General features: G+C 65.6%; 22 protein-coding genes and 1 tRNA gene. 10 read left to right on the plus strand and 13 right to left on the minus strand.

Annotation, left to right across the window (positions count from 1 at the left end; all coding sequences use genetic code 11):
• Positions 1–537, minus strand: a 537-nt coding sequence (locus DBR10_RS15105) for a GntR family transcriptional regulator (RefSeq protein ID WP_233243428.1), incomplete at its 3' end; no start/stop codon positions are given.
• A gap of 188 nt (positions 538–725) precedes the next feature.
• On the opposite strand from DBR10_RS15105, the gene DBR10_RS15110 reads away from it, so the two are divergent.
• A complete protein-coding gene (locus DBR10_RS15110) occupies positions 726–2,045 on the plus strand; it encodes an aspartate aminotransferase family protein (RefSeq protein WP_108505391.1) in 1,320 nt (439 codons plus the stop codon).
• A gap of 8 nt (positions 2,046–2,053) precedes the next feature.
• Here DBR10_RS15110 and DBR10_RS15115 read toward each other — a convergent pair whose 3' ends face one another.
• The gene (locus tag DBR10_RS15115; protein WP_108505390.1) at positions 2,054–2,938 is read right to left on the minus strand and encodes an MBL fold metallo-hydrolase; all 885 of its coding nucleotides are present in this window, start codon (positions 2,936–2,938) and stop codon (positions 2,054–2,056) included.
• Positions 2,939–2,988: 50 nt separating this feature from the next.
• Here DBR10_RS15115 and DBR10_RS15120 point away from each other — a divergent pair, with 50 nt between their 5' ends.
• The 4 genes from DBR10_RS15120 (at position 2,989) to DBR10_RS15135 (ending at position 4,801) form a co-directional block, all read left to right on the plus strand.
• Positions 2,989–3,321: an ArsR/SmtB family transcription factor gene (locus tag DBR10_RS15120; RefSeq protein ID WP_108505389.1), complete on the plus strand. Its 333-nt coding sequence runs from the start codon at positions 2,989–2,991 to the stop codon at positions 3,319–3,321.
• Positions 3,318–3,851 (plus strand): rhodanese family protein, encoded by a 534-nt coding sequence (locus DBR10_RS15125; protein WP_108505388.1) that lies wholly within the window; start codon positions 3,318–3,320, stop codon positions 3,849–3,851. Before DBR10_RS15120 ends, DBR10_RS15125 begins: the two co-directional genes overlap by 4 nt.
• A gap of 1 nt (position 3,852) precedes the next feature.
• Positions 3,853–4,635 carry a sulfite exporter TauE/SafE family protein gene (locus DBR10_RS15130; RefSeq protein ID WP_108505387.1) on the plus strand — a complete coding sequence of 261 codons (783 nt, stop codon included), beginning with the start codon at positions 3,853–3,855 and terminating at the stop codon, positions 4,633–4,635.
• Positions 4,636–4,724: 89 nt separating this feature from the next.
• Positions 4,725–4,801, plus strand: a tRNA-Arg gene (locus DBR10_RS15135).
• A gap of 230 nt (positions 4,802–5,031) precedes the next feature.
• Here DBR10_RS15135 and DBR10_RS20155 read toward each other — a convergent pair.
• Positions 5,032–5,280: a hypothetical protein gene (locus DBR10_RS20155; protein WP_233243429.1), complete on the minus strand. Its 249-nt coding sequence runs from the start codon at positions 5,278–5,280 to the stop codon at positions 5,032–5,034.
• 18 nt (positions 5,281–5,298) lie between these two features.
• Here DBR10_RS20155 and DBR10_RS15140 point away from each other — a divergent pair, with 18 nt between their 5' ends.
• Complete coding sequence (locus DBR10_RS15140; protein WP_233243430.1) at positions 5,299–5,886, plus strand: alpha-galactosidase; 588 nt, start codon at positions 5,299–5,301, stop codon at positions 5,884–5,886.
• Positions 5,887–5,978: 92 nt separating this feature from the next.
• Here the strand turns inward: DBR10_RS15140 and cobA are convergent, their stop codons facing one another.
• The 10 genes from cobA to DBR10_RS15195 all read right to left on the minus strand — a co-directional run bounded on the left by cobA (position 5,979) and on the right by DBR10_RS15195 (position 18,852).
• Positions 5,979–6,749: a uroporphyrinogen-III C-methyltransferase gene (cobA, locus tag DBR10_RS15145; protein ID WP_108490388.1), complete on the minus strand. Its 771-nt coding sequence runs from the start codon at positions 6,747–6,749 to the stop codon at positions 5,979–5,981.
• Positions 6,739–9,432: a nitrate reductase gene (locus tag DBR10_RS15150; protein ID WP_108505385.1), complete on the minus strand. Its 2,694-nt coding sequence runs from the start codon at positions 9,430–9,432 to the stop codon at positions 6,739–6,741. The genes cobA and DBR10_RS15150 overlap by 11 nt, the downstream gene beginning before the upstream one ends.
• On the minus strand, positions 9,425–9,778 hold the full coding sequence (gene nirD / locus DBR10_RS15155; RefSeq protein WP_108490091.1) for a nitrite reductase small subunit NirD: 354 nt from the start codon (positions 9,776–9,778) through the stop codon (positions 9,425–9,427). Before nirD ends, DBR10_RS15150 begins: the two co-directional genes overlap by 8 nt.
• Positions 9,775–12,240, minus strand: coding sequence for a nitrite reductase large subunit NirB (nirB, locus tag DBR10_RS15160; RefSeq protein ID WP_108505384.1), 2,466 nt, complete (start codon positions 12,238–12,240; stop codon positions 9,775–9,777). The genes nirD and nirB overlap by 4 nt, the downstream gene beginning before the upstream one ends.
• A gap of 82 nt (positions 12,241–12,322) precedes the next feature.
• Entirely contained in the window at positions 12,323–13,108 is a 786-nt protein-coding gene (locus DBR10_RS15170; RefSeq protein WP_108505383.1) for an ABC transporter ATP-binding protein, read from the minus strand.
• A gap of 12 nt (positions 13,109–13,120) precedes the next feature.
• On the minus strand, positions 13,121–14,035 hold the full coding sequence (gene ntrB / locus DBR10_RS15175; protein ID WP_108505382.1) for a nitrate ABC transporter permease: 915 nt from the start codon (positions 14,033–14,035) through the stop codon (positions 13,121–13,123).
• Between the two features lie 15 nt (positions 14,036–14,050).
• Positions 14,051–15,358 carry a CmpA/NrtA family ABC transporter substrate-binding protein gene (locus DBR10_RS15180; RefSeq protein WP_108505381.1) on the minus strand — a complete coding sequence of 436 codons (1,308 nt, stop codon included), beginning with the start codon at positions 15,356–15,358 and terminating at the stop codon, positions 14,051–14,053.
• A 19-nt stretch (positions 15,359–15,377) separates the two neighbouring features.
• Entirely contained in the window at positions 15,378–16,808 is a 1,431-nt protein-coding gene (locus DBR10_RS15185; protein WP_369831719.1) for an alginate export family protein, read from the minus strand.
• A gap of 314 nt (positions 16,809–17,122) precedes the next feature.
• Positions 17,123–18,277: a CmpA/NrtA family ABC transporter substrate-binding protein gene (locus DBR10_RS15190; protein WP_108505379.1), complete on the minus strand. Its 1,155-nt coding sequence runs from the start codon at positions 18,275–18,277 to the stop codon at positions 17,123–17,125.
• Positions 18,274–18,852: an ANTAR domain-containing response regulator gene (locus DBR10_RS15195; protein ID WP_108489970.1), complete on the minus strand. Its 579-nt coding sequence runs from the start codon at positions 18,850–18,852 to the stop codon at positions 18,274–18,276. The genes DBR10_RS15190 and DBR10_RS15195 overlap by 4 nt, the downstream gene beginning before the upstream one ends.
• A 355-nt stretch (positions 18,853–19,207) precedes the next feature.
• On the opposite strand from DBR10_RS15195, the gene DBR10_RS15200 reads away from it, so the two are divergent.
• The 4 genes from DBR10_RS15200 to DBR10_RS15215 all read left to right on the plus strand — a co-directional run bounded on the left by DBR10_RS15200 (position 19,208) and on the right by DBR10_RS15215 (position 23,825).
• The gene (locus DBR10_RS15200) at positions 19,208–19,675 is read left to right on the plus strand and encodes a GatB/YqeY domain-containing protein (protein WP_158273168.1); all 468 of its coding nucleotides are present in this window, start codon (positions 19,208–19,210) and stop codon (positions 19,673–19,675) included.
• A gap of 364 nt (positions 19,676–20,039) precedes the next feature.
• Complete coding sequence (locus tag DBR10_RS15205; protein WP_108556481.1) at positions 20,040–21,542, plus strand: DUF4153 domain-containing protein; 1,503 nt, start codon at positions 20,040–20,042, stop codon at positions 21,540–21,542.
• A gap of 4 nt (positions 21,543–21,546) precedes the next feature.
• Positions 21,547–22,248 carry a response regulator transcription factor gene (locus DBR10_RS15210; protein WP_108504808.1) on the plus strand — a complete coding sequence of 234 codons (702 nt, stop codon included), beginning with the start codon at positions 21,547–21,549 and terminating at the stop codon, positions 22,246–22,248.
• Positions 22,245–23,825 (plus strand): sensor histidine kinase, encoded by a 1,581-nt coding sequence (locus DBR10_RS15215; protein WP_108504809.1) that lies wholly within the window; start codon positions 22,245–22,247, stop codon positions 23,823–23,825. The genes DBR10_RS15210 and DBR10_RS15215 overlap by 4 nt, the downstream gene beginning before the upstream one ends.
• The last annotated feature ends 356 nt before the right edge of the window (positions 23,826–24,181 follow it).

A 24,181-nucleotide genomic window follows, 5' to 3' on the forward strand; every position in this document is an offset into this window, starting at 1 on the left:
GGTACCGACCCGCCCGAACACCACCCGCATGAAGGGCCCGATCTGCAGCCAGAGCCCGCCGGCCATGGACAGCAGGACCTCGGCCCCGGCCCGCTCATAGATGGCGAAATGGAAGGCGTGGTTGGCGAGCATGTAGCCGTCGACATCGCCGGCGGCGAGCGCCGCATCCAGTCGCGCGTCAATGTCCTGCAAGGTCCGGATCAGGGTCGCATCCGCTCTCGGCGCCGCGCGAGCGGCCAGTTCCGGCTCGATCCAGAGCCTTGCCTGGGCCAGTTGCGACAGGCGATCGGCGGTCAGGGACGGAACGCTGAGCCGTTTGTTGGCCGGATTGATCGCCAGGGCCCGCTCGGCGACCAGGCGGCGCACGGCATCGCGCACAGGCATCGGGCTGACCCCGAGGTCGGCGGCCAGGCTGCGCAGCGAGACCCCCACGCCCGGCGCAATCCTTCCGATGATCAGCGCCTGGCGGATTGCGTCATAGACCTGGTCGTGAACGGCGGTGGAATCCGCCAGGGCGCGGCGGGGCCTGTCGGTCACCGGCCATCCCCGCAGTGGCGGAAACCCGTTCGGACGCCCAAAATCGCGCTCGGCATGACGGCTCCCTCGGCACCCTCCCCCGAAAATCGACCTGCGACGTCGCTTTCGCAGCAATGTGCAGGCCAGGGAGGCTTGCAAAGTGGGACGTAATTGCGATCACAATGCAAGCCCCTGCAGAGGACTTCGCCATGCCTGACTTCGGCGCCAATGATCTCGACGCCTTCTGGATGCCGTTCACGCCCAACCGGCGGTTCAAGGCCCAGCCGCGCATGCTGTCGTCCGCGAAGGACATGCACTACAAGACGCCTGACGGTCGCGAGATCCTCGACGCCACCTCGGGCCTGTGGTGCGTCAATGCCGGCCACGACCGCCCCCGGATCCGCGAGGCGATCCAGAAGCAGGCGGCCGAGATGGACTATGCCCCCTGCTTCAACATGGGCCATCCGCTGGCCTTTGCCTTTGCCAGCCGCCTGGCCCAGATCACGCCCAAGGGCCTCGACCGGATCTTCTTCACCAACTCCGGGTCAGAGTCGGTCGACACGGCCCTGAAGATCGCGCTGGCCTATCAGCGGGCCCGCGGCAAGGGCACCAAGACCCGGCTGATCGGGCGCGAGCGCGGCTATCACGGGGTCGGCTTCGGCGGCATCTCGGTGGGCGGCATCCCCAAGAACCGGATGTATTTCGGCTCCCTGCTGACCGGCGTCGACCACCTGCCCCACACCCACGGCGTGCCCGGCAACCTGTTCTCGAAGGGCGAGCCGGACCTCGGCGCCCACCTGGCCGATGATCTGGAACGGATCATCGCCCTGCACGACGCCTCCAACATCGCCGCCGTCATTGTCGAGCCGGTGGCCGGGTCGACCGGGGTGCTGATCCCGCCGCAAGGCTATCTGCAGCGCCTGCGGGCCATCTGCGACCGGCACGACATCCTGCTGATCTTCGACGAGGTGATCACCGGTTTCGGTCGCCTCGGCACCCCGTTCGCCGCAGACCGCTTCGGCGTCACCCCCGACCTGATCTGCATGGCCAAGGGGCTGACCAATGCCGCCGTGCCCTGCGGGGCCGTGGCCGCCAGCGGCAAGATCTATGACGCCATGATGGAGGGGGCCGACGCCCCGATCGAGCTCTTCCACGGCTATACCTATTCGGCCCATCCCCTGGCCTGCGCCGCCGGGATCGCGACCCTGGAGACCTATCAGGAAGACGACCTCTTCGCCCGCGCCGCCGGGATCGAGGCCTACTGGCAGGCGGCCCTGCACAGCCTGCACGACGCCCGCCATGTCATCGACATCCGCAATCTGGGCCTGATCGGCGGCATCGAGCTGCAGCCCCGTTCCGGTGCGCCCACGGCCCGGGCCCTTGAGGCGTTCGAGGCGGCCTTCGACGCCGGCCTGCTGATCCGGGTGACCGGCGACATCATCGCCCTGTCGCCGCCGCTGATCCTCGAGACCGGGCATATTGACCGGATCGTCGAGACCCTGCGGACGGTGCTGGCGAAGGTGGAGTAGGCCTCCCCCTATAGCGCATTCACCGGCAGCTTCAGGAACACCCGGCCGCTCGGCTCGGCCGGCGGCAGCGCCCCGGCGCGGATGTTCACCTGCAGGGACGGCAGGATCAGGACCGGCGGGCTCAGGGTGGCGTCACGGGCCGTGCGCAGGGCGACGAAGGCCGCCGCGTCCACCCCGTCATGGACGTGAACATTGCTGGCCTTCTGCTCGGCCACAGTGGTCTGCCAGACATAGGTCTCGCGCCCCGCCGGCAGGTAGTCGTGCCCGACAAAGATCCGGGTGGTGTCCGGCAGGGCCAGGATCTTCCGGATCGAGCGATAGAGAGTCGCCGCATCGCCGCCCGGGAAATCAGCCCGCGCGGTGCCGTAGTCGGGCATGAACAGGGTATCACCGACAAAGACGGCATCCTCGATCCGGTAGCTGACACAGCCCGGCGTATGGCCGGGCGTGTGCATGACGGAGACTGTCAGGCCGCCCAGCGGGAGTTCGTCGCCCTCGGACACCAGCCTGTCAAAGGCCCCGCCGGACAGATCGACATCGTCCGCTTCGAACAGCGGGGCAAAGCCTTTCTGGATCCGGATGATTTCCGCCCCGATCACGATCCGGGCCCCGGTCTGCGCGCGGATATAATCGGCCGCTGACAGGTGATCGGCATGGGCGTGGGTTTCCAGCACCCACTGCAGGTCCAGCCCCTGCGCGCTGACCGCCGCCAGCACGGCGTCCGCCGAAGCGGTACTGACCCGTGCGGCCTTCGGATCAAAATCCAGCACGGGGTCAATGATCGCCGCGACCCGGGAAACCGGATCGGCAACCAGGTAGCTGACGGTGTTCGTTGCCCTGTCGAAGAAGGCTTGAACCGAAAGGGATGAGGCGGGGGTCTGGGTTTGGGTCATGGCTATATATTAGTCCTTGCTAAATTAGAATCAACTGATATATTGCGTCCATGTTCGATCTTGTGAACGTCGATATCACCCGGCTCGAGGCCAGTGCCACCAGCGCCGCAAGGTTGCTGAAAGCGCTGGGCAATGCGCGACGCCTGATGATCCTGTGCCAGCTCGCCGAAGGCGAACGGTCGGTGGGGCAACTGCAGCCCCGGTCTGGCCTCTCGCAATCGGCCCTTTCCCAGCACCTGGCGGTGCTGCGGGAGGACGGCATCGTGGCCGCTCGCCGCGATGGCCTGACGATCTGGTACCGGATCGAGGACCCCGCCGCGATCCGGGTGGTGACGACGCTCGCCGAGATCTTTTGCCCCCCTGCACCCGAGGCCCGCCCATGACCCGCTCCCTGACTGCGCTGAAGCCTGACGACGTCGCTGACCGACTGGGCCGCGGCACGGCCGTGCTGATCGATATCCGCGAACCCGACGAATATGCCCGGGCCCATGTGGCCGGGGCCCGCTCGCGCCCCCTGTCCACCCTGACGGCCCAGCCCCTGACGACCGAAGCCGGCCGCGACGTGATCTTCACCTGCCGCTCCGGCATGCGCACCGGAGCCTGCGCCGCCCAACTGGCGGACCAGGTTGAGGGCCCGGCCTTCGTGCTGGAGGGCGGGCTGGACAACTGGACCCGGGCCGGGCTGCCCGTGGCCAGGAATGCCGCCGCCCCGATGGAAATGATGCGCCAGGTGCAGATCGTCGCCGGCCTGCTGGTCCTGACCGGCGTGGGCCTGTCCCTGACCGTCCATCCGGGCTTTATCGGCCTCAGCGCCTTTGTCGGAGGAGGCCTGACCTTTGCCGGAGCCACCGGCTTCTGCGGCATGGCCCGCCTCCTCGCCCTCGCCCCGTGGAACAGAGTGGCGGCACGCTGAGATGGACACCGCCCAGATCCTCTATGCCGGCCTCGGCGGCGCGCTGATCGGTCTGCTGCTGACGGTGTTCGGCGGCGGGGGATCGGTGCTGGCCACCCCGCTCCTGCTGTATGTCGTCGGGGTGCGCGATCCGCATGTGGCGATCGGCACCTCGGCCGCCGCTGTCAGCGTCAACGCCCTGATCGGCCTGACCCTGCAGGCGCGGGCCGGCGCGGTGAAGTGGCCCTGCGCCCTGGTCTTCGCCGGCACAGGCCTGGCCGGAGCCCTGCTCGGTGCCGACCTGGCCAAGCGCCTGAACGGACAGACCCTGCTGCTGGGCTTTTCCGTGGTCATGGCCGCTATCGCCCTATCCATGCTGGCACCCCGCAAGAGCGCCGGCGACCCTTCGGTGCGCCTTACCCCGGCCATGACCCTGAAACTCGCCCCGCTCGGCCTCGGCACCGGCCTGGCCGCCGGCTTCTTCGGCATCGGTGGCGGCTTTCTGATCGCACCCGGCCTGATGGCTGCCACCGGCATGACCCTGGCCAACGCCGCCGCCTCGTCCCTCGCCTCAGTCGCCCTGTTTGGCGCTGCGACCAGCCTGAGCTATGCGGCCGCCGGCCTCGTCAGCCTGCCCCTGTTCGCCGCCCTGGTCGCCGGTGGCGGAGCCGGATCCCTGATCGGCATCCCAGTGGCCCGCGTCCTGGCCGGCCACGCCACCCTGGCCCGCCGCAGCTTTGCCGTCATGGTCCTGGCCACGGCCGCCTATGTCGCCTGGAAAGCCCTGCCCGCGGCCGCCGGCTGACCCTCAGGACCGCATTGGTGCAGAGTGACCACACGGGCTTCGCAAGCCCGCCATCCTGCGCTATGCACCGCCCAGCCCGCGCAAATCGCGGCCCGGTAGCTCAGCAGGATAGAGCAGCGCTTTCCTAAAGCGAAGGTCAGGGGTTCGAGTCCCTTCCGGGCCGCCAGCGTTTCCCTTGTTCACAAGGGCTTTGCGCTGTTTTCGCCATGCGGGAAAATGGAACAAACGGGAACAAAATCCCTCCTTCGGGAGGAAAAGTCCCGAAATAGTCCCGAAGCTTGTTCACCGGCTGTTCGCTATCGCCCGAACCCCAATCCGAATCCGGCGAAATTCTTGGATAGATCTCATGTTGCGCGATTTGCGGGCTCGCATGAAGCGGGAGCCTTAAATAGCCTATCAGATTGGATCGGCCTGTGCATCAGCAAGATAACCGCCGATAGGTTGCAGTATAGGTCGAATTTTTGCCCATCTACCGCGATACAAATCCATCCGCTTGTTAAAGTCATCGGCAAGATCAACAGAGAATAGATCATTTACAAATCCATCACCATTTACCTCTTTCAGCGCCGAGTTGATGGTGGATATCGCCTTCGAAACCATAGCCAGCACCTCCGAAGGATCTTCGGTCAGACCAACTTGCCTCATGTAATCGTTAAATATTTCTTGAGGCAGCAACAGCCTAAATGTCGCTGGCGGATCAGCGACGATTTCTGGGATAGCTGGGACGCTCTTTTCGAGCAGTTCGGGCGGCTTGAGCGCTGGAATCCCTATAGAATACCAGGCTGCTGGCCCGACGCCGACATGCTGCCGCTCGGTGTTCTGCAATTGGGCAAGCGTTCGACGTTCTTCACGCCCGACGAGCAGCAAACGCTGATGACGTTGTGGTCGATCGCGCGCTCGCCGTTGATAATGGGCGGCGATTTGCGCAAGCTGGATGGGCCAACGACCGCCTTGCTGACAAACGACGAAGTCTTGGCGGTCAATCAGCGTAGCAAAGACAATCGACCGCTCTTCAATACCGGCGGTCTGATCGCGTGGCACGCGCGTGCGCCTGCCTCGGAGGCCCACTATCTGGCGCTTTTCAACACCCTTGAGTCCAAGGCGACGGTCTCGGTGGACTTGGCGTCGATCAGGGTCACGCGACCTGTGCCCGTCCGCGATCTCTGGGCCCGAAAGGCGGATGGCATTGCCCGGGATCGGCTTGAGCGGGCCCTGCCCGCACACGGCTCAGCTCTTTACCGCCTTGGCTAATCCAGAGGCCAAAGTCGGCCTGGATCCTGGCTGGATGAGCGTTTTCTGGCCTGCGCGCAATTCGCTTTCGCCTTACAGCAGCCCGACCGAGTTCACCCTGCCGCCCGAACCTGCTGCTTGGCTATCGAACCTTGTCTGACGGCGGAGACCACGTCGCCGATGACGATCAAAACGGGACCGCCGGAGGATGGCGCGCCTCGACGTCCAAGTTCAGCCAGCGTCGACACCGTCAATCTTGCAGCGATGGATCCAGCGCTCTCGACAATGGCCACTGCCGTTGTTGCCTCTCGCCCGTGTTCCAGAAGTGCCCTTGCCAGGCCGGAGGCCGCTTCGCCGCCCATATAGACGGCCAGGGTGGCTTCGGGATCGGCCGCCGCTTGCCAGTCACTGACCGCGCCGGCCCCCTCCAGCCGTCCCGTAGCGAAGACCAGGCGTCTCGCCTGACCGCGATGGGTCAAGGGAAAGCCAAACTGGGCTGCCGCAGCGCTGGCCGCCGTAACGCCAGGAACAACGTCTACCGTGAACCCAAAGCGCCGCAGAAACTCCGCCTCTTCTCCGACCCGCCCGAAGATCGACGGATCTCCCCCCTTGAGCCGGACGACCCGCAAGCCCCTGCGCGCGAGGCGAAGGGTCAGTCGGTTGATGGCGTCCTGGCTCATACTGGGTCGGCCCGAGCGCTTGCCCGTTTGAATGCGAATGCAGCCGGGCGGTGCAAGGGCTATGGCATCTTCGGAAATCAGCGCGTCATAGAGCAGGGCCTGGGCATTCTCGACAGCCCGGACCGCGCGAACGGTCATGAGGTCAACCGGACCTGGCCCGGCTCCGACCAGCAGGACGCAACCGGGTTGTGGATCATGCGACATCAGCGCTCTCCCTGATGGCCTTAGAAGAAGCCGAAATCATCCGCGCAATCTCGGGACGGCATGAGCCGCAGTTGGTACCAGCGCCCGTCTGTTGCCCCACGGCCTCCGGCGATGCGGCCCCAGCAGCGATCGCAGCCTCGATCGCTTTTGCCCCGACCTTGAGACAGGCACAGATCAGCGCCCCCCTGTCGGGTTGCGGGCCAGCCGGCCGGCCAAGCAAAAGGGCCGACCGCGCGTCGACACCGAGCGCGGGTGCCGCAAAGAGTTCGACCAGCCAGTCACGCGGCGGCAGCCCGTCCTGGGTCGTCATGAACAGTACAGCGGTCAGCGCCCCGTCCTGCACCCAGGCCTCACGTCGCGAGCCCGAACCCGCATCCTCATAGGACAGCAACGCCCCCACCTGGGCCTTTGATAGCGTCCTGCGAACAGCTTCCCGCTCGGAGGCGTCGCCTCGTCCGGCAAACTCATGCTGCTGGCAGGCCTCATGCGGAAGTCTCCGCCAGATGAGGTTCTGCACAGATGGAGCATCCTGAACTAGGCGCGACAGAAAGAAGCCTCTCCAGGTTTCACGGTAAGGCCGAACTCGGGCCGGGGTATGTTTGAACTCCGGCTGACCAGAGGTCGGGTCCGTATGGGGCGCGATCAGGCCGTTCGACCGCCCCGAGGGCGCGAATGAATCGGTCCAGTGCATGGGCATGAACAGATCGCCGGGGCGCTGTCGATCAGTGACCTTGGCCATAACCACAGCTTCGCCGCGTACCGTCATAACCCGGGCCAGGGCTCCGTCCTTCACGCCGGCAGCCTGGGCGTCGGCCGGATGCATCTCGACAAAGGGCTCGGGCGCGTGACGGCACAGGTCGGCTGCCAACCCGGTGCGGGTCATAGTGTGCCACTGATCGCGGATTCGGCCGGTATTCAAGGAGAGCGGATAGGCATCACTTACCGCCTCCGCCGGTCCCACAGGGCGCGTCGGGATCATTCGAGCGCGTCTGTCAGGGGTCTGAAACTGTCCGTCGGCAAATAGACGCGCCGTGCCCTGACCATCGGCTTTGACCGGCCACTGCACGGGATCCAGTCCGGCATAGCCGTCCGGATCGAGGCGGCTAAGGCCCGACAGGTCGAGCACACGTTCGTCATTTTCATAGGCCGTGAGACGCACCCATTCGCGGAATACGCTGGCCGGACTAGTCCAGCCGAAGCCGTCATGGCCCATGGCTACGGCGACGTCTGAGATAATCTTCCAGTCAGCACGCGCCTGTCCCGGAGCGGCAAACAGCGCGCGTTGACGCGAAATGCGGCGCTCGGAATTGGTGACTGTTCCGTCCTTCTCGCCCCAGGCCAGGGCCGGGAGCTTCACGTGCGCAAAGGCGCTGGTGTCGGTCTCTGCGATACAGTCAGAGACGACCACGAACGGACACCTGGCCAGTGCCTCACGCACCCGGCCGGCGTCAGGCATGGAAACGGCCGGGTTGGTGGCCATGATCCAGATCGCCTTGATCCGCCCGTCATGGACCGCCTCGAACATGTCGACGGCCTTCAGGCCAGGCTTGCGGGTCGTGCCTGGCGCGCCCCAGAAGCGGGCCACGCGATCTCTGTCGGCGGGCTCGAAGTCCATATGTCCGGCCAGGGTGTTGGCCATGCCACCGGTCTCGCGTCCGCCCATGGCGTTTGGCTGGCCGGTGATCGAAAACGGACAGGCGCCCGGCTTGCCGATGCGGCCCGTCGCCAGATGCACATTGAGGATCGACAGACCCTTGGCCACGCCCTGGGCCGACTGGTTGGCGCCCATAGAGAACAGGCTGACCGTCCTGGGGTTGGCCGCGAACAGGTCGTAAAAGGCCAGCAGGTCTTTGAACGCGATGCCGCAGTCAGCGGCGACGGCAGCAGGCGATTGGTCCAGCTCGGCCAGGGCTGCCTCGACACTGTCGAAGCCGCTGACATGGCGGGCCAAATAGCCCCGGTCGATGGCGTGGCGGCGGATCAGGTCTGCGAGTAGTCCGTTCCACAGCCGCACGTCAGTCTGAGGTGCAAGGGCGAGGTGCAGGTCAGCGCCCTCCGCTGTGTCGGTGCGCCGCGGATCGATGACCACATGCTTCTGGCCGCGCGCCCTGGCAGCCTCCATGCGACGGAAGAGAACAGGGTGGGTCCAGGCGGCGTTGTGGCCGCTGAAGACCACCAGATCGGCGAGATCCAGGTCCTCATAGCAGCCCGGCACCAGATCCGCGCCGAAAGCCTGCTTGTGGGCCGCCACGGCCGAGGCCATGCAGAGGCGGCTGTTGGTGTCGATGTTGCCCGAGCCGATGAAGCCTTTCATCAGCTTGTTGGCGACGTAATAGTCTTCAGTCAGCAGTTGGCCCGAAACATAGAAGGCGACGCTGTCCGGCCCATGCCTGGCGATGGTGTCGCTGAAGCGTTTGGCGACCAACGCCGTTGCCTCGGTCCAGGTGACGACGCGACCACCGATTGTCGGCTCCAGGAGCCGGCCCTCAAGACTGACTGTAGCGCCCAGGGCGGTCCCCTTCGAGCAGAGGCGCCCCAGATTGGCCGGATGGGCCGGATCGCCAGCCACTGATACGGCCCTGCCCTCGCGTCCGTCGCGGGCGACGACGGCAGAGACGCCGCAGCCGACGCCGCAATAGGGACAGGCGGTCTTGACCGAAAGGGCGGCAGACCCGTCAGCCATCGGCCCCGACCAGGGTAAGGCTCAAAAGCAGTCGGCCTTCGCGCACCTCCAGCGGTACCACGGGCGTACAACCCCTGCCCCGGTCAGCTCCCATCGGTTCGCCGGTGGCCAGGTCGATGGACCAGTTGTGCAGCGGGCAAGCCACGGCCCGACCGTGGACAATACCCTGGCTGAGCGGCCCGCCCTTGTGCGGACAGGCGTCCATGAGGGCAAAGACCTCACCGTCTCCGGTGCGGAAGATGGCGATGTCGCCGCGAGGGCTGGTCACTCGACGCGCGCCACGACGAGGAACATCGGTAACCGCCCCGACATCGATCCAGGCCGGCTCTTTCACGGGGGCGTTCATGCGGGGGCGAACTCCATCCGGCGGCTCATCGGGGTGAACTCCTCATTGTGGCGGCCGGCCACACGCTCGGCCCACGGATCGATGCGGGCGAAGCGCTGCGAGAAGACAAAGCGGTCGTAGAGGGCCTTGCGCTGGTCCGGATCGGTGAGCCGGACCTGGATGGTCTCCAGACCGACGCGCGCCATCCACTTGTAGACGCGCTCCAGGTACCAGCCTTCCTCGCGATAGAGCTGCATGGCGGCGGCGATGACCCAGACTACCTCATCCTCGGTCCCGACATGGGTCAGAACCCTTGTGCCCTGGATGTGCAGGCCGGCAGCGCCGCCGATATGAATCTCGTAGCCGCTGTCGACGCAGACGACGCCGAAGTCCTTGCAGGTGGCCTCGGCACAGTTGCGCGGACAGCCCGACACCGCCAGCTTGACCTTGGCCGGCGCCCACGAGCCCCAGAGGAACTTCTCCAGGCGGATGCCCAGACCTGTGGAGTCCTGGGTACCGAACCGGCACCAGTCGCTGCCGACGCAGGTCTTGACCGTGCGCAAACCCTTGGCATAGGCGTGACCGCTGACCATGCCCGCGGCGTTCAGGTCAGCCCAGACGGCCGGCAGGTCGTCCTTCTTCACACCCAGCAGGTCGATGCGCTGACCGCCCGTGACCTTGACCGCCGGGATGGCGAACTTGTCGGCGACGTCAGCGATGGCCCGCAGTTCGTCCGGCGTCGTCATGCCGCCCCACAAACGCGGCACCACCGAATAGGTGCCGTCCTTCTGGATATTGGCGTGGACCCGCTCGTTGATGTAGCGCGACTGCTTGTCGTCCCGGTACTCGGCGGGCCAGGCGCACAGCAGGTAGTAGTTCAAGGCCGGCCGGCACGACGAGCAGCCGTCGGGGGTGGTCCACTCCATGGCCTGCATCACTGCGGGCATCGACTTCAGCTCGAGCCCGACAATGGCCTTGCGGACGGCCGAATGCGGATGGTGCGTACATCGGCACATCGGCCTGGGCCCGACCTCGGCCTTGAAGTCATCGCCCAGGGTCAGTTTCAGCACCTGTTCGACCAGCGGGGTGCACGAGCCGCACGAGGCCGAGGCCTTGGTCACCGCCTTGACGTCGTCCAGCGTGGTCAGGCCCTGGCTGGTGATGGCCGAAACGATGGCCCCCTTGCAGACACCGTTGCAGCCGCAGATTTCCTGCGTATCGGGCATGGCCGCAACGGCCGCATTAGGGTCCAGGCCGGAAAGTCCCTCCGTGATGGCCTGACCGAAGATGAGGGTATCGCGGATTTCCGCCACATCCGTCCCGGCCCGCATCAGGTCAAAGTACCAGCCGCCGTCGGCTGCATCGCCAAACAGCACGCTGCCGACGACCTTGCCGTCCTCGATGACGACCCGCTTGTAGACGCCGCGTCCGGCGTCGCGGAACACGATGTCCTCGCAGCCTTCGCCGCCGGCGAACTTGCCGGCCGAGAACACATCGACGCCCGAGACTTTCAGGCGGGTCGAGAGCACCGAGCCCTGATAGCCGCCCTCGCCGTCAGTCAAGCTTTGGGCCAGAGCCCGGCACATGTCCCAGATGGGGGCAACCAGGCCATAGCACTGGCCCCGGTGCTCGACGCACTCGCCCACGGCGAACACGGCTGGATCCGAAGAGCGCATGCCGTCGTCGACGACGACGCCGCGATTGACGACCAGACCGGCGGTGCGGGCCAGGGTGGCGTTGGGACGGATTCCCACAGCCATGACCAGCAAGTCGCAGGGAAGGATGCGGCCGTCTTTCAGCTTGAGGCCGGCAACCTGCCCGTCTTGACCGACGATCTCTTCGGAGTGGGCGCCCAGCACGGTCTCGACCCCACGCTCCAGCAGGGCCTCGCGCAGAAGGAATCCGGCGCTTTCGTCAAGCTGGCGCTCCATGAGAACGTCCATCAGGTGAACGACCGTGGCCCCCATGCCCCGACGGGCCAGGCCGTAGGCGGCTTCCAGGCCAAGCAGGCCGCCACCGATCACCACGGCTCGCGCGTCCGGCTTGGCCGAGGCGGCGACCATGGCCTCGACGTCGTCGAGGTCGCGGAATGTCACCACGCCCTTCAGGTCGGACCCCGGCAGGGGCAGACGGAACGGATCGGAGCCGGTCGCCAGGATCAGCTTGTCGTAGGCCAGCGTCAGCCCGGCCTCGGCCCGCACCGTCTTGCCTTCCAGATCAATCTCTAGGACCGCTCTGCCCGCATGCAGGGCGATGCCGTTGTCGCGATACCAGGCCTCGTCATTGATGACGATGTCGTCGAACGACTTCTCGCCCGCCAACACCGGCGACAGCATGATGCGGTTGTAATTGACGCGGGGCTCGGTGCCGAAGATCGCGATCTCGTAGCGATCCGGATCACGCTTGAGAACTTCCTCGACCGCCCGGCAGCCGGCCATGCCGTTGCCGATGACGACCAGGCGCTCCCTGGGAGAATTGCTCATGTCTGTGCTCGCTGGGTCTGAGGACGAGGCGTCGATGGCCGGGGCGTCAGGCTGCGGGGGAAGCCCCACAATCGGCGCGTCTTCAAGCCGCGCGCCGGGCGTAGAGGAACTCGATCACCCCGGCGCGGGCGTGGACATAGACAGGGTCTTCGGCCACGGCCAGGCGGTCTCTGGGCCGGTCCAGGGTCACTGGAAGAATGTTGCCGATGCTCGCCCTGGGACCATTGGTCATCATGACAATGCGATCAGACAGCAGCACCGCCTCATCGACGTCGTGGGTGATCATCAGCACCGTATTCTTCAGTGCCGTCTGGATCTCCATGACGCTGTCCTGCAGGTGGGCGCGGGTCAGGGCGTCCAGGGCACCGAATGGCTCGTCCAGCAGCAGGACCTTGGGCTGCATGGCCAGGGCACGGGCGATGCCGACCCGCTGCTTCATGCCCCCCGAGATTTCCGACGGACGCTTGTCCATGGCGTGGGTCATCTTGACCAAATCGAGATTATGCTCAGTCCACGCCTTGCGCTCGGCAGCGGACTTCACCCCCCGGAACACCTTGTCGACCGCCAGGCTGACGTTCTCGCGCACAGAAAGCCAGGGCAGCAGCGAGTGGTTCTGAAACACCACGGCCCGCTCGGGGCCAGGGGCCTCGACGGCCTCGCGGTCCAGGATCACCGCCCCCGTGGTCACCGGGATCAGGCCGGCCACCACATTCAACAAGGTAGACTTGCCGCAGCCCGAATGTCCGATGATCGAAACGAACTCACCCTGGTCGACCTGCAGGTTGATATCGCACAGCACCTCTGAACGGGCCGAGCCCTTCTGGAAGGTGACGCCAACGCCCTCGATGGAAAGATAGGCCTTGCCCATGGTCGTGTTCCTTCAGCTCAGCGCGCTGCCGCGCGAGACGATGCGCCCGGCGAGGGCGACGATGCGATCGAGGAAGAAGCCGGTCAGACCAACCCAGGCCAGGGCCACGACGATGTCCGAGATGCGGCCGGAATTGTACTGATCCCAGATGAAGAAGCCGACGCCGACGCCGCCCAGCAGCATCTCAGACGCGACGATGGCCAGCCAGCTCATCCCGATACCAATGCGCAGACCGGTAAAAATGTAGGGCGTGGTGGCCGGCAGCAGGATCTTGAAGAAGTACTCGGCCGGCGACAGCCTCAGCACCCTTGCGACATTGCGATAGTCGTCGGGAATATTGCGTACGCCTACTGCTGTGTTGATGATGATCGGCCAGATCGAAGTGACGAAAATCACGAACAGGGCCGACGGCTGGGCCTGCTGGAAGGCCGCTAGGGAGATCGGCAGCCAGGCCAGGGGCGGCACGGTCCGCAGCACCTGAAAGATCGGGTCCAGGCCGCGATGTGCCCAGCGATTGGCCCCGATCAGCACACCCAGCATCACGCCGCAGACCGCCGATAGCGAAAAGCCCACGCCGACACGGCTGAGACTGGTCAGAACGTGCCAGAAAAGACCCTTGTCGACACCACCCCGGTCAAAGAATGGATCGGTAATCAGGTCCTTCGACTCGATCCAGATCCGTTGCGGCGACGGCACGCCGGTGTAGGAATCTCCTGCAGCCCCCTGCCAAAGTGCGAGCAGGACCAGCAGGGTGACGGCCGGCGGAATGACCGCCGCCGCCACGCCCCTGCCCTGGCGGCCCAGTTCAGACAACCGCGAGGCCCTAAGTTCGCCGGTCGGTGCCGTGGATGGTACCGTAGAAGGGGTCTCGTTCAGGGGCGCAGGCACCGGCTGGGCCTCCACGAATGAGGGCTTGGGAAAGGTCATGTGCGTCCCCTTTCCCTAGACCAGCTTCTTGATAGGCTGGCTGGCCAGATAGGCACCGGGATTGGCGGGGTCGAACACCTTGCCGTCAAAGAACCGCTCGACACCCCGGCTATCGCCGGCCGGGCCCGACTGGCCGATCGACTTGGCCGCTGCACGCCAGATGTCCGAGCGGTTGACCTTGTTGACCAGCGCCTGAGTGTTGGTCTTCTGCGGCAGCACGCCCCAGCGGATATCCTCGGTCAGAAACCAGAGGTCATGGGACTTGAAGGGGAAGCTGGCATTGTCAGCCCAGAACTTCATGCGGTGGGGCGAGTTCTTCAGAATCCGGCCGTCACCATAGTCCACCGTGCCCTGCAGGCGGGGCAGGATGTCGCCCATCGGCACGTTGACGTACTGGCGTCCCGAGACGATCGAGCACATGGCGGGAAGGTTCGAAGCCTTGTCGCACCAGAGCTGCGCTTCCTGCACAGCCGCCGTGAGGGCCTCGGCAGCGCGTGGATACTTGTCGACCCACGCGGCCCGCATGCCGAGTGCTTTCTCCGGGTGGTTCATCCAGAGTTCCGAGGTCACGCAGGCCGTATAGCCGACCTTCTGGTTTACGAGCTGGCCGTTCCAGGGCTCGCCGACACAGAACACGTCCTGGGTGCCCGCCTTCATGTTGGCCACCATCTGAGGCGGCGGAATGACGATGGTCGAGACGTCTGTCTCCGGGTTGATGCCTCCGGCGGCCAACCAGTACCGAACCCAGAGGTCGTGCGTTCCGCCCCGGAAGGTCATCGCCACCTTGGCCATGTTGCCCGATGCCTTGAGCTGGGCGAACTTGGCCTTTGCACCGGCGCTGTTCAGGCCAACCTTGACGGCCTTGAGGTCGTTCCCAACCGAGATGCCCTGGCCGTTGGTGTTCAGCCGGGCCAGGATGTACATCGGCGTCGGTGCACCGCCCGTGATCGCGCCCGTGCTCATCAGATAGGGCATGGGCGACAGGATATGGGCCCCGTCGATACCGCCGCGGTCAGAGCCCAGAACGAGGTTGTCGCGCGTAGCCCCCCACGAGGCCTGCTTCAGGACCTCAACATCGGGGAGGCCATGTTTTGCAAACAGCCCGCGTTCCTTGGCGATGATCAGGGGCGAAGAATCCGTCAGGGCAATGAAGCCAAGGCGAGCCTTGGCGACCTCGGGCCCGGCACCAGCAGCGTGCGCCCCGGCCGGGAACGCCGCCTTGACGGCAGCCATCGTGGCGGCGGCCGCAAAAATGGCATTTCGGCGCGTCAGGCCCTCGGGCGCAGTGGCGGCCGGGTTCTGGGTCTTGTCGGTCTTGGACATGATCTTGGATCCCGTCTGATCAGAGCTTGTATTCGAGGGTGAACCAGGCTTTCGAACGCGAGGCCGGTGGCGTCAGCGTGCCGAGCGGCAAGGTCTTTTCCCGCTCGAAATCGGCGTACTTGAACTGGATCGAGAGCTTGGTGGTCAGGGCCGCGGTGAACTGAACGCCCCATTCGTGACCAAGGTCAGCGCCAGTCTTCTGGTCATTGAAGTCGTGATACCGGACCAGGACATCGCTGTTGAAGAAGTAGGTTCGACGGAAGCGCGGCTTGACGTTGATGCTGAAATTCAGGTCCTCGAGACCGTCCGCAAAGCTCTTGTTGCCACCCGTCGAAACAAAGGCATCGGACCATCCGTTGAACGCGTGAACGGTCGCGAGCGGCGTGGTGAAGCCCCGAGTGCCGTTACCCTCGAGGGACTCGTAACCCAGCTTGGCCGTATAGATGTCAAACGTTCCAGCGATATCACCGCTGACATAGTCGAGCTCGTAGGCCGCTGTATTGCCGTGATAGTCGCTCTGCCGGGCGAAGGTGGCATTGTAGGCGAGCTGGTAGAGGCCCACCCAGGTCTTGCCCGAAGCCTTGCCGCCCTTGGTGATCGACGAATTGATGGCCGAGTTACCGAAATCCAGGGCGTAAACAAACCCTTGCAGGCGCAGCGCCTCGGCCGGAGACCAGGTGACGTTCAAAAGGTGGCTATCGCTGTCCCAGTCACGCAGTTCGCCGAGAATACGATTGACGTGATTGATGTAGGCGTAGGTCCCCTTGACCCGGCCCAGGGCGAAATCGGCGCGAACACCATCAAAGGTCTGCTCGTCCTGGCGCCAGCCGACGTTACCCACAAAGCGCTGGTCATCCAGAAGGATGCGCTGACGGCCCGCCGTGACCTGCAGGAATGCACCGGGGGTCCAGATGAGTTGCAGTCGGTTGAGCTCGGTGACGTCCGGATCGTTGACGACCGGGTAGCGAGCCTTGTCGGCACCGTTCAGCGGTGCCGTCGTCGCGCCGGGAACATTGACCGCGTAGTGTTCTTCGCCTGCCTGGCGGACATCCTCGAACTCGACGAGGCCGCGGAAACCCATGAAGTCGGCCGTCTCCCAACCCAGACGTGTACGGACCGTCAGAGCCGATGCCTGGTCCTTCAGGGTCGCCGTGCGGGTCTGGTCCACGCTCTCGTATCGGGCGCGGATTTCCATGATGATCTTGCCGGCCGCAATCTGGTCGCTGATCGTCGGCGGAGGCAACGGAGGGGCGGGAGGCTCCACAGCGTCTGCGAGCTCAATTGCCGCCGGCTCGGCCGCAACGGGTTCAGCTGCAGGACCTGACTCCGCAGCCGGGGTCGGAGCCGGCGGCGGAACAGGATCGGGAACGGTCTGGGCGCTGGCTGAACCTGCGCAAATCAAGCCGGCGACGCCTGCAAGCAGGACGATCTTGGTGCTCATTCTTTTCATGCCTTCATCCCCCAAGGCCAAAAAAAAACGCCCGGCGAGACCGCGCTGGCGATCTCTCCGGACGTCGTTGTCCATTCCATACCGGCGATTGCGTCACCGCCGGCGACCCTCTCGGGCCTGCGCGGAACTTCGTTGTCCCGCGTGTCGATGTCAGGGAAGTGCCGAAGCCGGTCCGGAGACAATTGAAAAACAGGCCCTCAGGGGAAAGGCCCCGAAAACAACCCGCTATTGCACAGCGGGAAGGCAAGTTTCAGCAGGCGGCTGCATGCATTTCGCGCTGAATGGCCTGCGCGCGGTGGACGGGTTCGATAACGTCAGGGCTGCAATCGGCGGATGGGAAAGCTTGCTGCGTAGGCAGATGCCGATTCCGGGGTGAATGCCTTGCCATCGAAAAGGACGAGGGGGGGCGCGCTGACGCTGTCTGCGAACGCGACGGCGGGATCAAGGCTTGGACCGAGCGAAGCGACAGCCGCGCGATAGAGATCCGGTCGATAGACCCGATCGGCTATGCCACCAAAGTCCCCATCCGGGGCAACCTGGCCCCAGCGGGCCATTTGCGACAGAAACCACAGGGCATGCTCCCGACGAGGCAGGCCCGCGCCTGAGGCATGAAAGACAACCTCGTTCTCCAGGGCCCAGGCGATAGACGCAGCCGGTGCCCCTATGTGCTGAGGCAAGGCGAGCAGCTCAACAAGATCCCCGCGATTGGCGCGGTCGTCAGCCCAGACTGACGCCCTGATGAGCGCCCTGAGCGCGGCGCGGAGTTCGTCCGGATAGGTTTCGGCCCAATGAGCGGTGAGGCCGAAGACCTTGTCGGGAGATCCAGGCCAGAACTCCGAAGCCTTGATCAGCACCTCCCCGAGCCCTTCCTGAACGGCAACGGCATTCCAAGGAGCGCCCACACAGAAGCCGTCGATCAGGCCTGATCTCAGTTGCTCCACCATGCGAGGGGGGGGCGTGACGACCAACCGGACGTCACGGTCTGGGTCAATTCCCGCCTGCGCCATCCAATAGCGCAGCTCATAGGCATGCATCGAGTAGGTGAAGACCACCGCAAAGGTCAGCGGCGGCTCGCCGCGCGCCCGGCGCTGTTCTATTAGCTGCGCGAGGGACCTTGCCATGGTGGGGCGCTGCTGCATGCCCTCGGGATCAATCTGCCTCAGAGCCTCTGCAAGGCCGGTTGAAACCGTGATGGCGCTACCGTTCAGGTTCAGACTGATCGGCGCAATCATCGATACGGCGTCGCCCGCCGCCCCCACGGTCGAGGCCAGGGCCATCGGTGCCAGCATGTGCGCGCCATCCAGCGCCCCGACCGTAACCTTGTCCCGCAGGGTCGCCCAAGAAGCTTCGCGGTTCAGGCTGACCTCCAGCCCTTCCTCGGCAAAAAACCCCAGGGCCCTGGCCACCACCAGCGGCGCGCAATCGGTCAGCGGGATGAAGCCCAGCCGCAGGTCAGCAAGGCCGCTCACCAAGCGTCCCCTTTCAGAATGCCCGCGAAGGCTATCAGGTCGGCGGCCACCGTGCCGATCGGCCGCCCCTTGTCCATGGCCAGCTTCCGCAACAGGCGGTAGGCCCCGTCCTCGTCGAGCCCCCGCTCCTTCATCAGCAGCCCCTTGGCCCGTTCGACCGTCTTGCGCGACTCCAGATCTGCCTTGGCTTTGGCCAGATCACCCCGGAGCTGCTGGGTCAGCGCAAAACGGCTCATGGCCACATCAAGAATGGGCCGTACCCGCGCAGGGGCCAGGCCATCGACGATGTATGCCGCGACTCCGGCCCGAACCGCCTGCTCGGCGAGGCCGGGTTCAGAGCGATCGACAAACATCACGACAGGGCGTGGATTGTTGTGGCCAGACTCACGCAAACTCTCGAGCGTATCGCGGTCAGGGCTGTCGGCGGCGATCACGACGACGTCCGGCGCGAAACCCGCGACCTCCCGCTCGTCAAAAAGCGAGGCCTGTCGCACCTCTAGGGGGTCGATACCCTGTAGACCCTCAGCCACCAAAGCTGCTCTCGCCGGATCGGGGTCGATGACCAGTACGCGCATGGCGCATGCCTAGGACTCCCTAACCCGGGCGGATAGTTCCGCACCGAAGCCGAATGGTGCAATCATCGGGATGCTTGTTTTACTCGCACACCTGCCCCAAACCCGTGCAGACAACCACGGGGCTGGCAAGCGCCAGACGCCGACCCCGTCGCGCAAGAGGGCTGGCAGCAGAATGCGTTCAGCCATACGTCGCCTTCCCTATCCGGGGTATGGAGGATCGCAGCGCTGGCGGGGCGGGGATTTAGCCTGGATAACGCCTCGTGACTTACGCTTCAGCCGTGCGCTCGAAAAGCGGCGGTCACCACCGACTAGGCCACCATCTAATGGATTGAACTGAAAGGACGCCGACATGGCTTTGCTCGACGGGCTCAAGGCTGACCAACTGACTGCGCGCAAGTTGAACGACCGTCTGAAGGCTGACCTGCTCACCACTTTGATCGGCGAAGCCACGCAGATCACGACTGAAGAATTCAAGCGCGGCGTGACGGAAGTCACTGACGAAAAGGTTGTCGCCACCGTCGCAAAGTTCCTGAAGAACACCAAGCTGACGCTGGAAAACCTTTCGACCGAACGCGCGCGTCTGATTGAAGCCGGTAGCGATGCCTCGAAGGTGGACGAGCGGAGCAAGGCGGCGGAAGCCGAACTGGCGATCCTGTCCTCGTATGGTCCAAAGCAGATCACGGAATCGGAACTGCGTGACGCCATCAATGACTTCCGGGCCAGGAACCCCGGCGCCAACGTCGGGGCGATCATGGCCCACCTGAAGACGAGCTTCGGCGGTCAGTATGACGGCAAGACAGCCAGCCTGTTGGCCAAGGCCTGAATTGGCAACAAGGGCGCAGTCTCGCGGCGGGACTGCGAGGCAACGCTCTGTTCATGGGCGGATCGTGGCTGAAGGGGCCGTCGCGATCATGAACCGCAACCCGCGACCCAGGGTCTGATACTTCTCGCGGCCTCATCACATGGCGGCTTCCGCTCCCACGTCGCGTCAGGTGCGGAAGTTCGCACAGCTCCAAAAAGCAGAGGTTCAGGACGGCGCGGGCTCACGCTAACGTGCTCGCGGCTTCCGCCGTCCTGGCCTGCACGACATCTGCACCGAGACAATGTCGGCTCTGCATCTGGCGCGCGCTGCCGCTTGATCCAGCTGCTGCATCTACGGGACCTCATCATTGAGGTCCTTGGACACCATGCGAAAACTACTCAAAGCTCGCCCGGGCCTGGCCGCCAAGGCCGCGATCACCGCCGCTCTCGTGGCAACCATTGACCAGCTGTTTTATGGCCACGAGCCCGGCCTGAACCTGGGGCTCCTGGGATGGGTTCTGAGCGCGACTGCGCTGGCCGCGTTCCCGGCCCTGCGGCGCGATCGGCGCGGCCTCATCGCCATCGCGATCGCGGCCTGCATGGCAATGCTCCTTCTCGAGCGCCCGACCGTCTCAGTGACTGTATTCCTGTTTGTTGCTCTGGGCATGGCGACGCTGTCGCCCCGTGCGCCCGGTGACTACGATGCCTGGCGGTGGGCCCAACGCCTGGTCGTTGGCGCGGCGCGCGGGCTGTTGCGTCCCTTTGCAGACCTTCGCCGACTGTACGTCCAGCGCCTTGGTCGACGGTCGTCCCGGCCGAGCTGGACGAAGCTGTCCACCCTGATCCTGCCTGTAGTCGGCGGGATGGCCTTCCTGGCCCTGTTCACCGCAGCCAATCCGATCATCGAAGCCAGACTCTCTGCCCTCCGGTTTCCGCGCCCGGACCTTGCGCGTGGCGTGTTCTGGCTGGCGACCGCCGGAATGCTATGGGGTTTCCTGCGACCGCGAGGCCCGCGCAGCGCGTTCTCCCCGCCCGACGGCCGAGGCGACCTTCAGCTTTTCGGGGTTACCCCGGCATCCCTGACCCTGTCCCTGGGGGTGTTCAACGCCCTCTTTGCCCTGCAGAACGGACTGGACGTGGCGTTCCTGTGGAGCGGTGCGCCCCTGCCCGCCGGCGTGACCCTGGCCGAGTACGCGCATCGTGGCGCCTATCTGTTGATCGCCACCGCGATCCTGGCGGGTGCCTTCGTGCTGTTTGCGCTTCGACCGGGCTCGATCGCGACCAACCGACCAATGGTGCGGCGGATGGTCGTGCTGTTCGTCGCCCAGAACCTCCTGCTGGTGGCCTCAAGCGCCCTGCGTACGGTGGACTATGTCGAGGCCTATGGCCTGACCCGCTTGCGGATCTCGGCCCTGGCCTGGATGGGACTGGTCGCAGTAGGCCTGATCCTGATCTGCGTGCGGCTACTGCGGGACAAGAGCTCGAGCTGGCTGATCAACACCAACGTCGTGGCCGCAGCCCTGGTGTTGTTGGGGACCAGCGTGATCGACCTGGGTGCCGTCGCCGCCGACTGGAACACCCGGAACGCCCGCGAGATCGGCGGCCAGGGCCCGCCGCTGGACCTTGGCTATCTGGCCAGTCTGGGCGGTTCGGCCCTGGTTCCGCTGACGACACTGGAAAACCGCCTGCCGTCGACACCGCAACGCGCGGCAATTACGGCCACCCGCCTGAGGTTGACGGCCGACCTGCACCGGAAGCAGACGGACTGGCGCACCTGGTCCTGGCGCGACAAGCGCCGGCTGAACGACGCACAGGCCCTGGCGAGCAGGCTTCGCTTGCCGGTCCAGGCACCTGTGCCGTTGACCGGCGCGTCGCAACCCGGAACATGAGCCCATGCCGCACCGGATCCTCATCGTCGACGACGACCCGCATATCCGCCAGCTCCTGGTCTTCGCCCTGGAGAAGGCCGGTTTCACCACCTGCGAGGCGTCGGACGGGGAAGCCGCTCTGGAGAAGGCTGCGGAGGCCGCGCCGGATCTGGTTGTCCTGGACATCAATATGCCGCGCATGGACGGACTGGAGGTCTGTCGCCGACTGCGGGCGGAAGGCGACCTGCCAATTCTGTTCCTGTCGTCGCGCGACGAGGAGATCGACCGCGTGCTGGGGATCGAGCTGGGTGCCGATGACTATGTGGTCAAGCCGTTCAGCCCCCGCGAAGTGGTCGCCCGCGTCGGCGCGATCCTGCGCCGGGCGCGCGGCGGCGGGAAGGCCGATCCCGGGAGCCGGCTGGCCCGGGGCCGTCTCAGCCTGGATCACGAGGGCTGGAGCGCCGCCTGGGACGGGGAGGAACTCGCGCTGACCGTCACCGAATTCAGTATCCTGCGCACCCTGGCGGCCGTTCCCAGCAAGGTTTTCAGCCGCGACGCCATAATCGACCGTCTGCGCGGGCCGGGTTTTGCGATCACCGACCGTACCGTGGATAGTCATGTGCGCAACTTGCGGGCCAAATTCGCCGGCCTGGGTGGCCATGACGTGATCGAGACCCGGGCCGGGGTCGGCTATCGCCTCGGGGCCTGTCTGGGTGGGCCGGCTTGATCGTCGCGCTCAAGGCTCTGGCCAAGCGCCGGTGGCCGCGCCTGAGGCTGCGAGTCATCCTGTTCGCGGTGCTGTTCTTTGCCGCCGCCATGCCCGGGATCAGCGCGATCTTCCTGCGCGTCTATGAGAATACCCTGGTGCGTCAGACGGAGGCCGAGCTGGTGGCCCAGGGCGCGGCCCTGTCAGCCGCCGCCTCCCTCGCCTGGCCGGGTGGGCCGCCCGAACGCCCGATCGATCGCAACGTGCCCGGCTACTACGCTCCGGAGCCGACCACGATCGACCTGCGCACGTCCCAGGTCATGCCCGAACGGCCCGCTGCACGCGCGACTTCAAGAGCGGTCGATCCCGCTTCGATCGCCGTCGCGCGTGGCATCGATCCGCTGATCGAGCGTACGACGCGCACGACTCTCGCCTCGGTCCAGATCCTCGACCGCCAGGGGCTGGTGGCGCGTGGCCAGGGAGTCGGTGGTGATCTCTCCGACCTGCCAGAGGTCAGGACAGCCCTGGCCGGCGCGCCGCGTTCAGTGATACGGCGCAACGGCGACTATCGACCCAGTTACAGCTTCGAATGGCTTAGTCGCGCCTCCGGCGTGCGCCTGCACCATGCCCGGCCCATCGTCGTGGGCGACCGGACAGTTGGGGTGATCCTGCTGTCACGCTCGCCCCGGGCACTGTTCCGCGGCCTCTATGAAGATCGGGGCAAGATTGCACTGGGCGTGGCCGGAATCTTCGCTGTTCTGGTGGTTCTCTCGGGTCTGGTTTCGCGCGGCGTGACGCGGCCAATCGAGGCGCTGAGTGCGGCCTCGCGCGAAGTGGCAGCCGGCAGGGGCGATCTGCCGGAAACACCGCCCACGGCGGCCGTCGAGATCCAGGCGCTGTACGAGGATTTCCGCGCCATGGCCCACGCGATCGATCGCCGATCGGGCTATCTGCGCGACTTTGCCGCCGCAGTCAGTCACGAGTTCAAGACCCCTCTGGCCGGCATCGCGGGTGCCGTGGAACTGTTGCAGGACCATGGAGAGGCCATGAGCTCCGTCGAACGTCGCCGGTTCCTGGAGAATGCTGCGGCCGACACGGTGCGGTTGTCCAAGCTGGTCACGAGGTTGCTGGATCTGGCGCGCGCCGACATGGCCCGACCTGAAGCCGGGGTGGCGATCGCCCTGGAGGGACCGATCCGCCGCGCTACAGACGCCTTCAACGGCGCGTCCTTCACCGTCGAGCTCGCCCTGCCCGCCGGCCTGCCGTCCGTGGCGGTCCCGGAAACCACGCTCGACTCCGTGCTCGGGGTGCTGCTCCAGAACAGCCGCCAGGCCGGTGCGCGACAGGTCGCCATTTCGTCCAGGCAGACCGCAAATGCCGTGATCCTGCATCTGGCTGACGATGGTCCTGGCGTGCCCCTGGCGGATCGTGGCCGGCTGTTTGAGCCCTTCTTCACCAGTCGCCGTTCCGAGGGCGGCACGGGCCTTGGTCTTCCGATTGCGCAATCGCTACTGGCGGCCAGTCACGGCGCGATTTGCCTGGCCGAGAGCCTGGAGGGTACAGCCTTCGACATCACCCTTCCCTTGGCATCGGCCTAGCCGTCTGCACCGCTTCTCGACATCGCCCGCCATCTCGCCTGCACGACGCTCCGCCAATCTCCCCCCGTCAAAGCGGAGGACACGAGATGGATGGATCGCAGGCCCCGCCTACCTATCGACTGAGCGTTCGCGCCGAGGCGTGCGCCTGGCGCTGGACCGTCCTGCAAGGAGAGACCCTGGCGATGCAGGGCGAGGCGTTGACCGTAGATGATGCGCTCAGGGTCGGAGACCTGGCCGCCGGGCTTCACGCGGCGTTGCGCCGGATTGGTCGACGCAGGTTCTGACGTGGCCGCTGCGCCTGGATCAGACATCGAGTCTGCGCCAGGCGGCGGACATCCGCCGCCGGTCAGTTTCGC

Origin of the sequence: Caulobacter sp. HMWF025 (assembly GCF_003060965.1) — a bacterium.
Lineage (GTDB): Bacteria > Pseudomonadota > Alphaproteobacteria > Caulobacterales > Caulobacteraceae > Caulobacter.

Coding starts and splice junctions, on each gene's coding strand:
- DBR10_RS15110 (WP_108505391.1), top strand. CDS start 726: ATGCCTGACTTCGGCGCCAATGATCTCGACGCCTTCTGGATGCCGTTC.
- DBR10_RS15115 (WP_108505390.1), bottom strand. CDS start 2,938: ATGACCCAAACCCAGACCCCCGCCTCATCCCTTTCGGTTCAAGCCTTC.
- DBR10_RS15120 (WP_108505389.1), top strand. CDS start 2,989: ATGTTCGATCTTGTGAACGTCGATATCACCCGGCTCGAGGCCAGTGCC.
- DBR10_RS15125 (WP_108505388.1), top strand. CDS start 3,318: ATGACCCGCTCCCTGACTGCGCTGAAGCCTGACGACGTCGCTGACCGA.
- DBR10_RS15130 (WP_108505387.1), top strand. CDS start 3,853: ATGGACACCGCCCAGATCCTCTATGCCGGCCTCGGCGGCGCGCTGATC.
- DBR10_RS20155 (WP_233243429.1), bottom strand. CDS start 5,280: ATGAGGCAAGTTGGTCTGACCGAAGATCCTTCGGAGGTGCTGGCTATG.
- cobA (WP_108490388.1), bottom strand. CDS start 6,749: ATGTCGCATGATCCACAACCCGGTTGCGTCCTGCTGGTCGGAGCCGGG.
- DBR10_RS15150 (WP_108505385.1), bottom strand. CDS start 9,432: ATGGCTGACGGGTCTGCCGCCCTTTCGGTCAAGACCGCCTGTCCCTAT.
- nirD (WP_108490091.1), bottom strand. CDS start 9,778: ATGAACGCCCCCGTGAAAGAGCCGGCCTGGATCGATGTCGGGGCGGTT.
- nirB (WP_108505384.1), bottom strand. CDS start 12,240: ATGAGCAATTCTCCCAGGGAGCGCCTGGTCGTCATCGGCAACGGCATG.
- DBR10_RS15170 (WP_108505383.1), bottom strand. CDS start 13,108: ATGGGCAAGGCCTATCTTTCCATCGAGGGCGTTGGCGTCACCTTCCAG.
- ntrB (WP_108505382.1), bottom strand. CDS start 14,035: ATGACCTTTCCCAAGCCCTCATTCGTGGAGGCCCAGCCGGTGCCTGCG.
- DBR10_RS15180 (WP_108505381.1), bottom strand. CDS start 15,358: ATGTCCAAGACCGACAAGACCCAGAACCCGGCCGCCACTGCGCCCGAG.
- DBR10_RS15185 (WP_369831719.1), bottom strand. CDS start 16,808: ATGAAAAGAATGAGCACCAAGATCGTCCTGCTTGCAGGCGTCGCCGGC.
- DBR10_RS15195 (WP_108489970.1), bottom strand. CDS start 18,852: ATGCGCGTACTGGTCATCGACCCCGATCCGGCGAGAGCAGCTTTGGTG.
- DBR10_RS15205 (WP_108556481.1), top strand. CDS start 20,040: ATGCGAAAACTACTCAAAGCTCGCCCGGGCCTGGCCGCCAAGGCCGCG.
- DBR10_RS15210 (WP_108504808.1), top strand. CDS start 21,547: ATGCCGCACCGGATCCTCATCGTCGACGACGACCCGCATATCCGCCAG.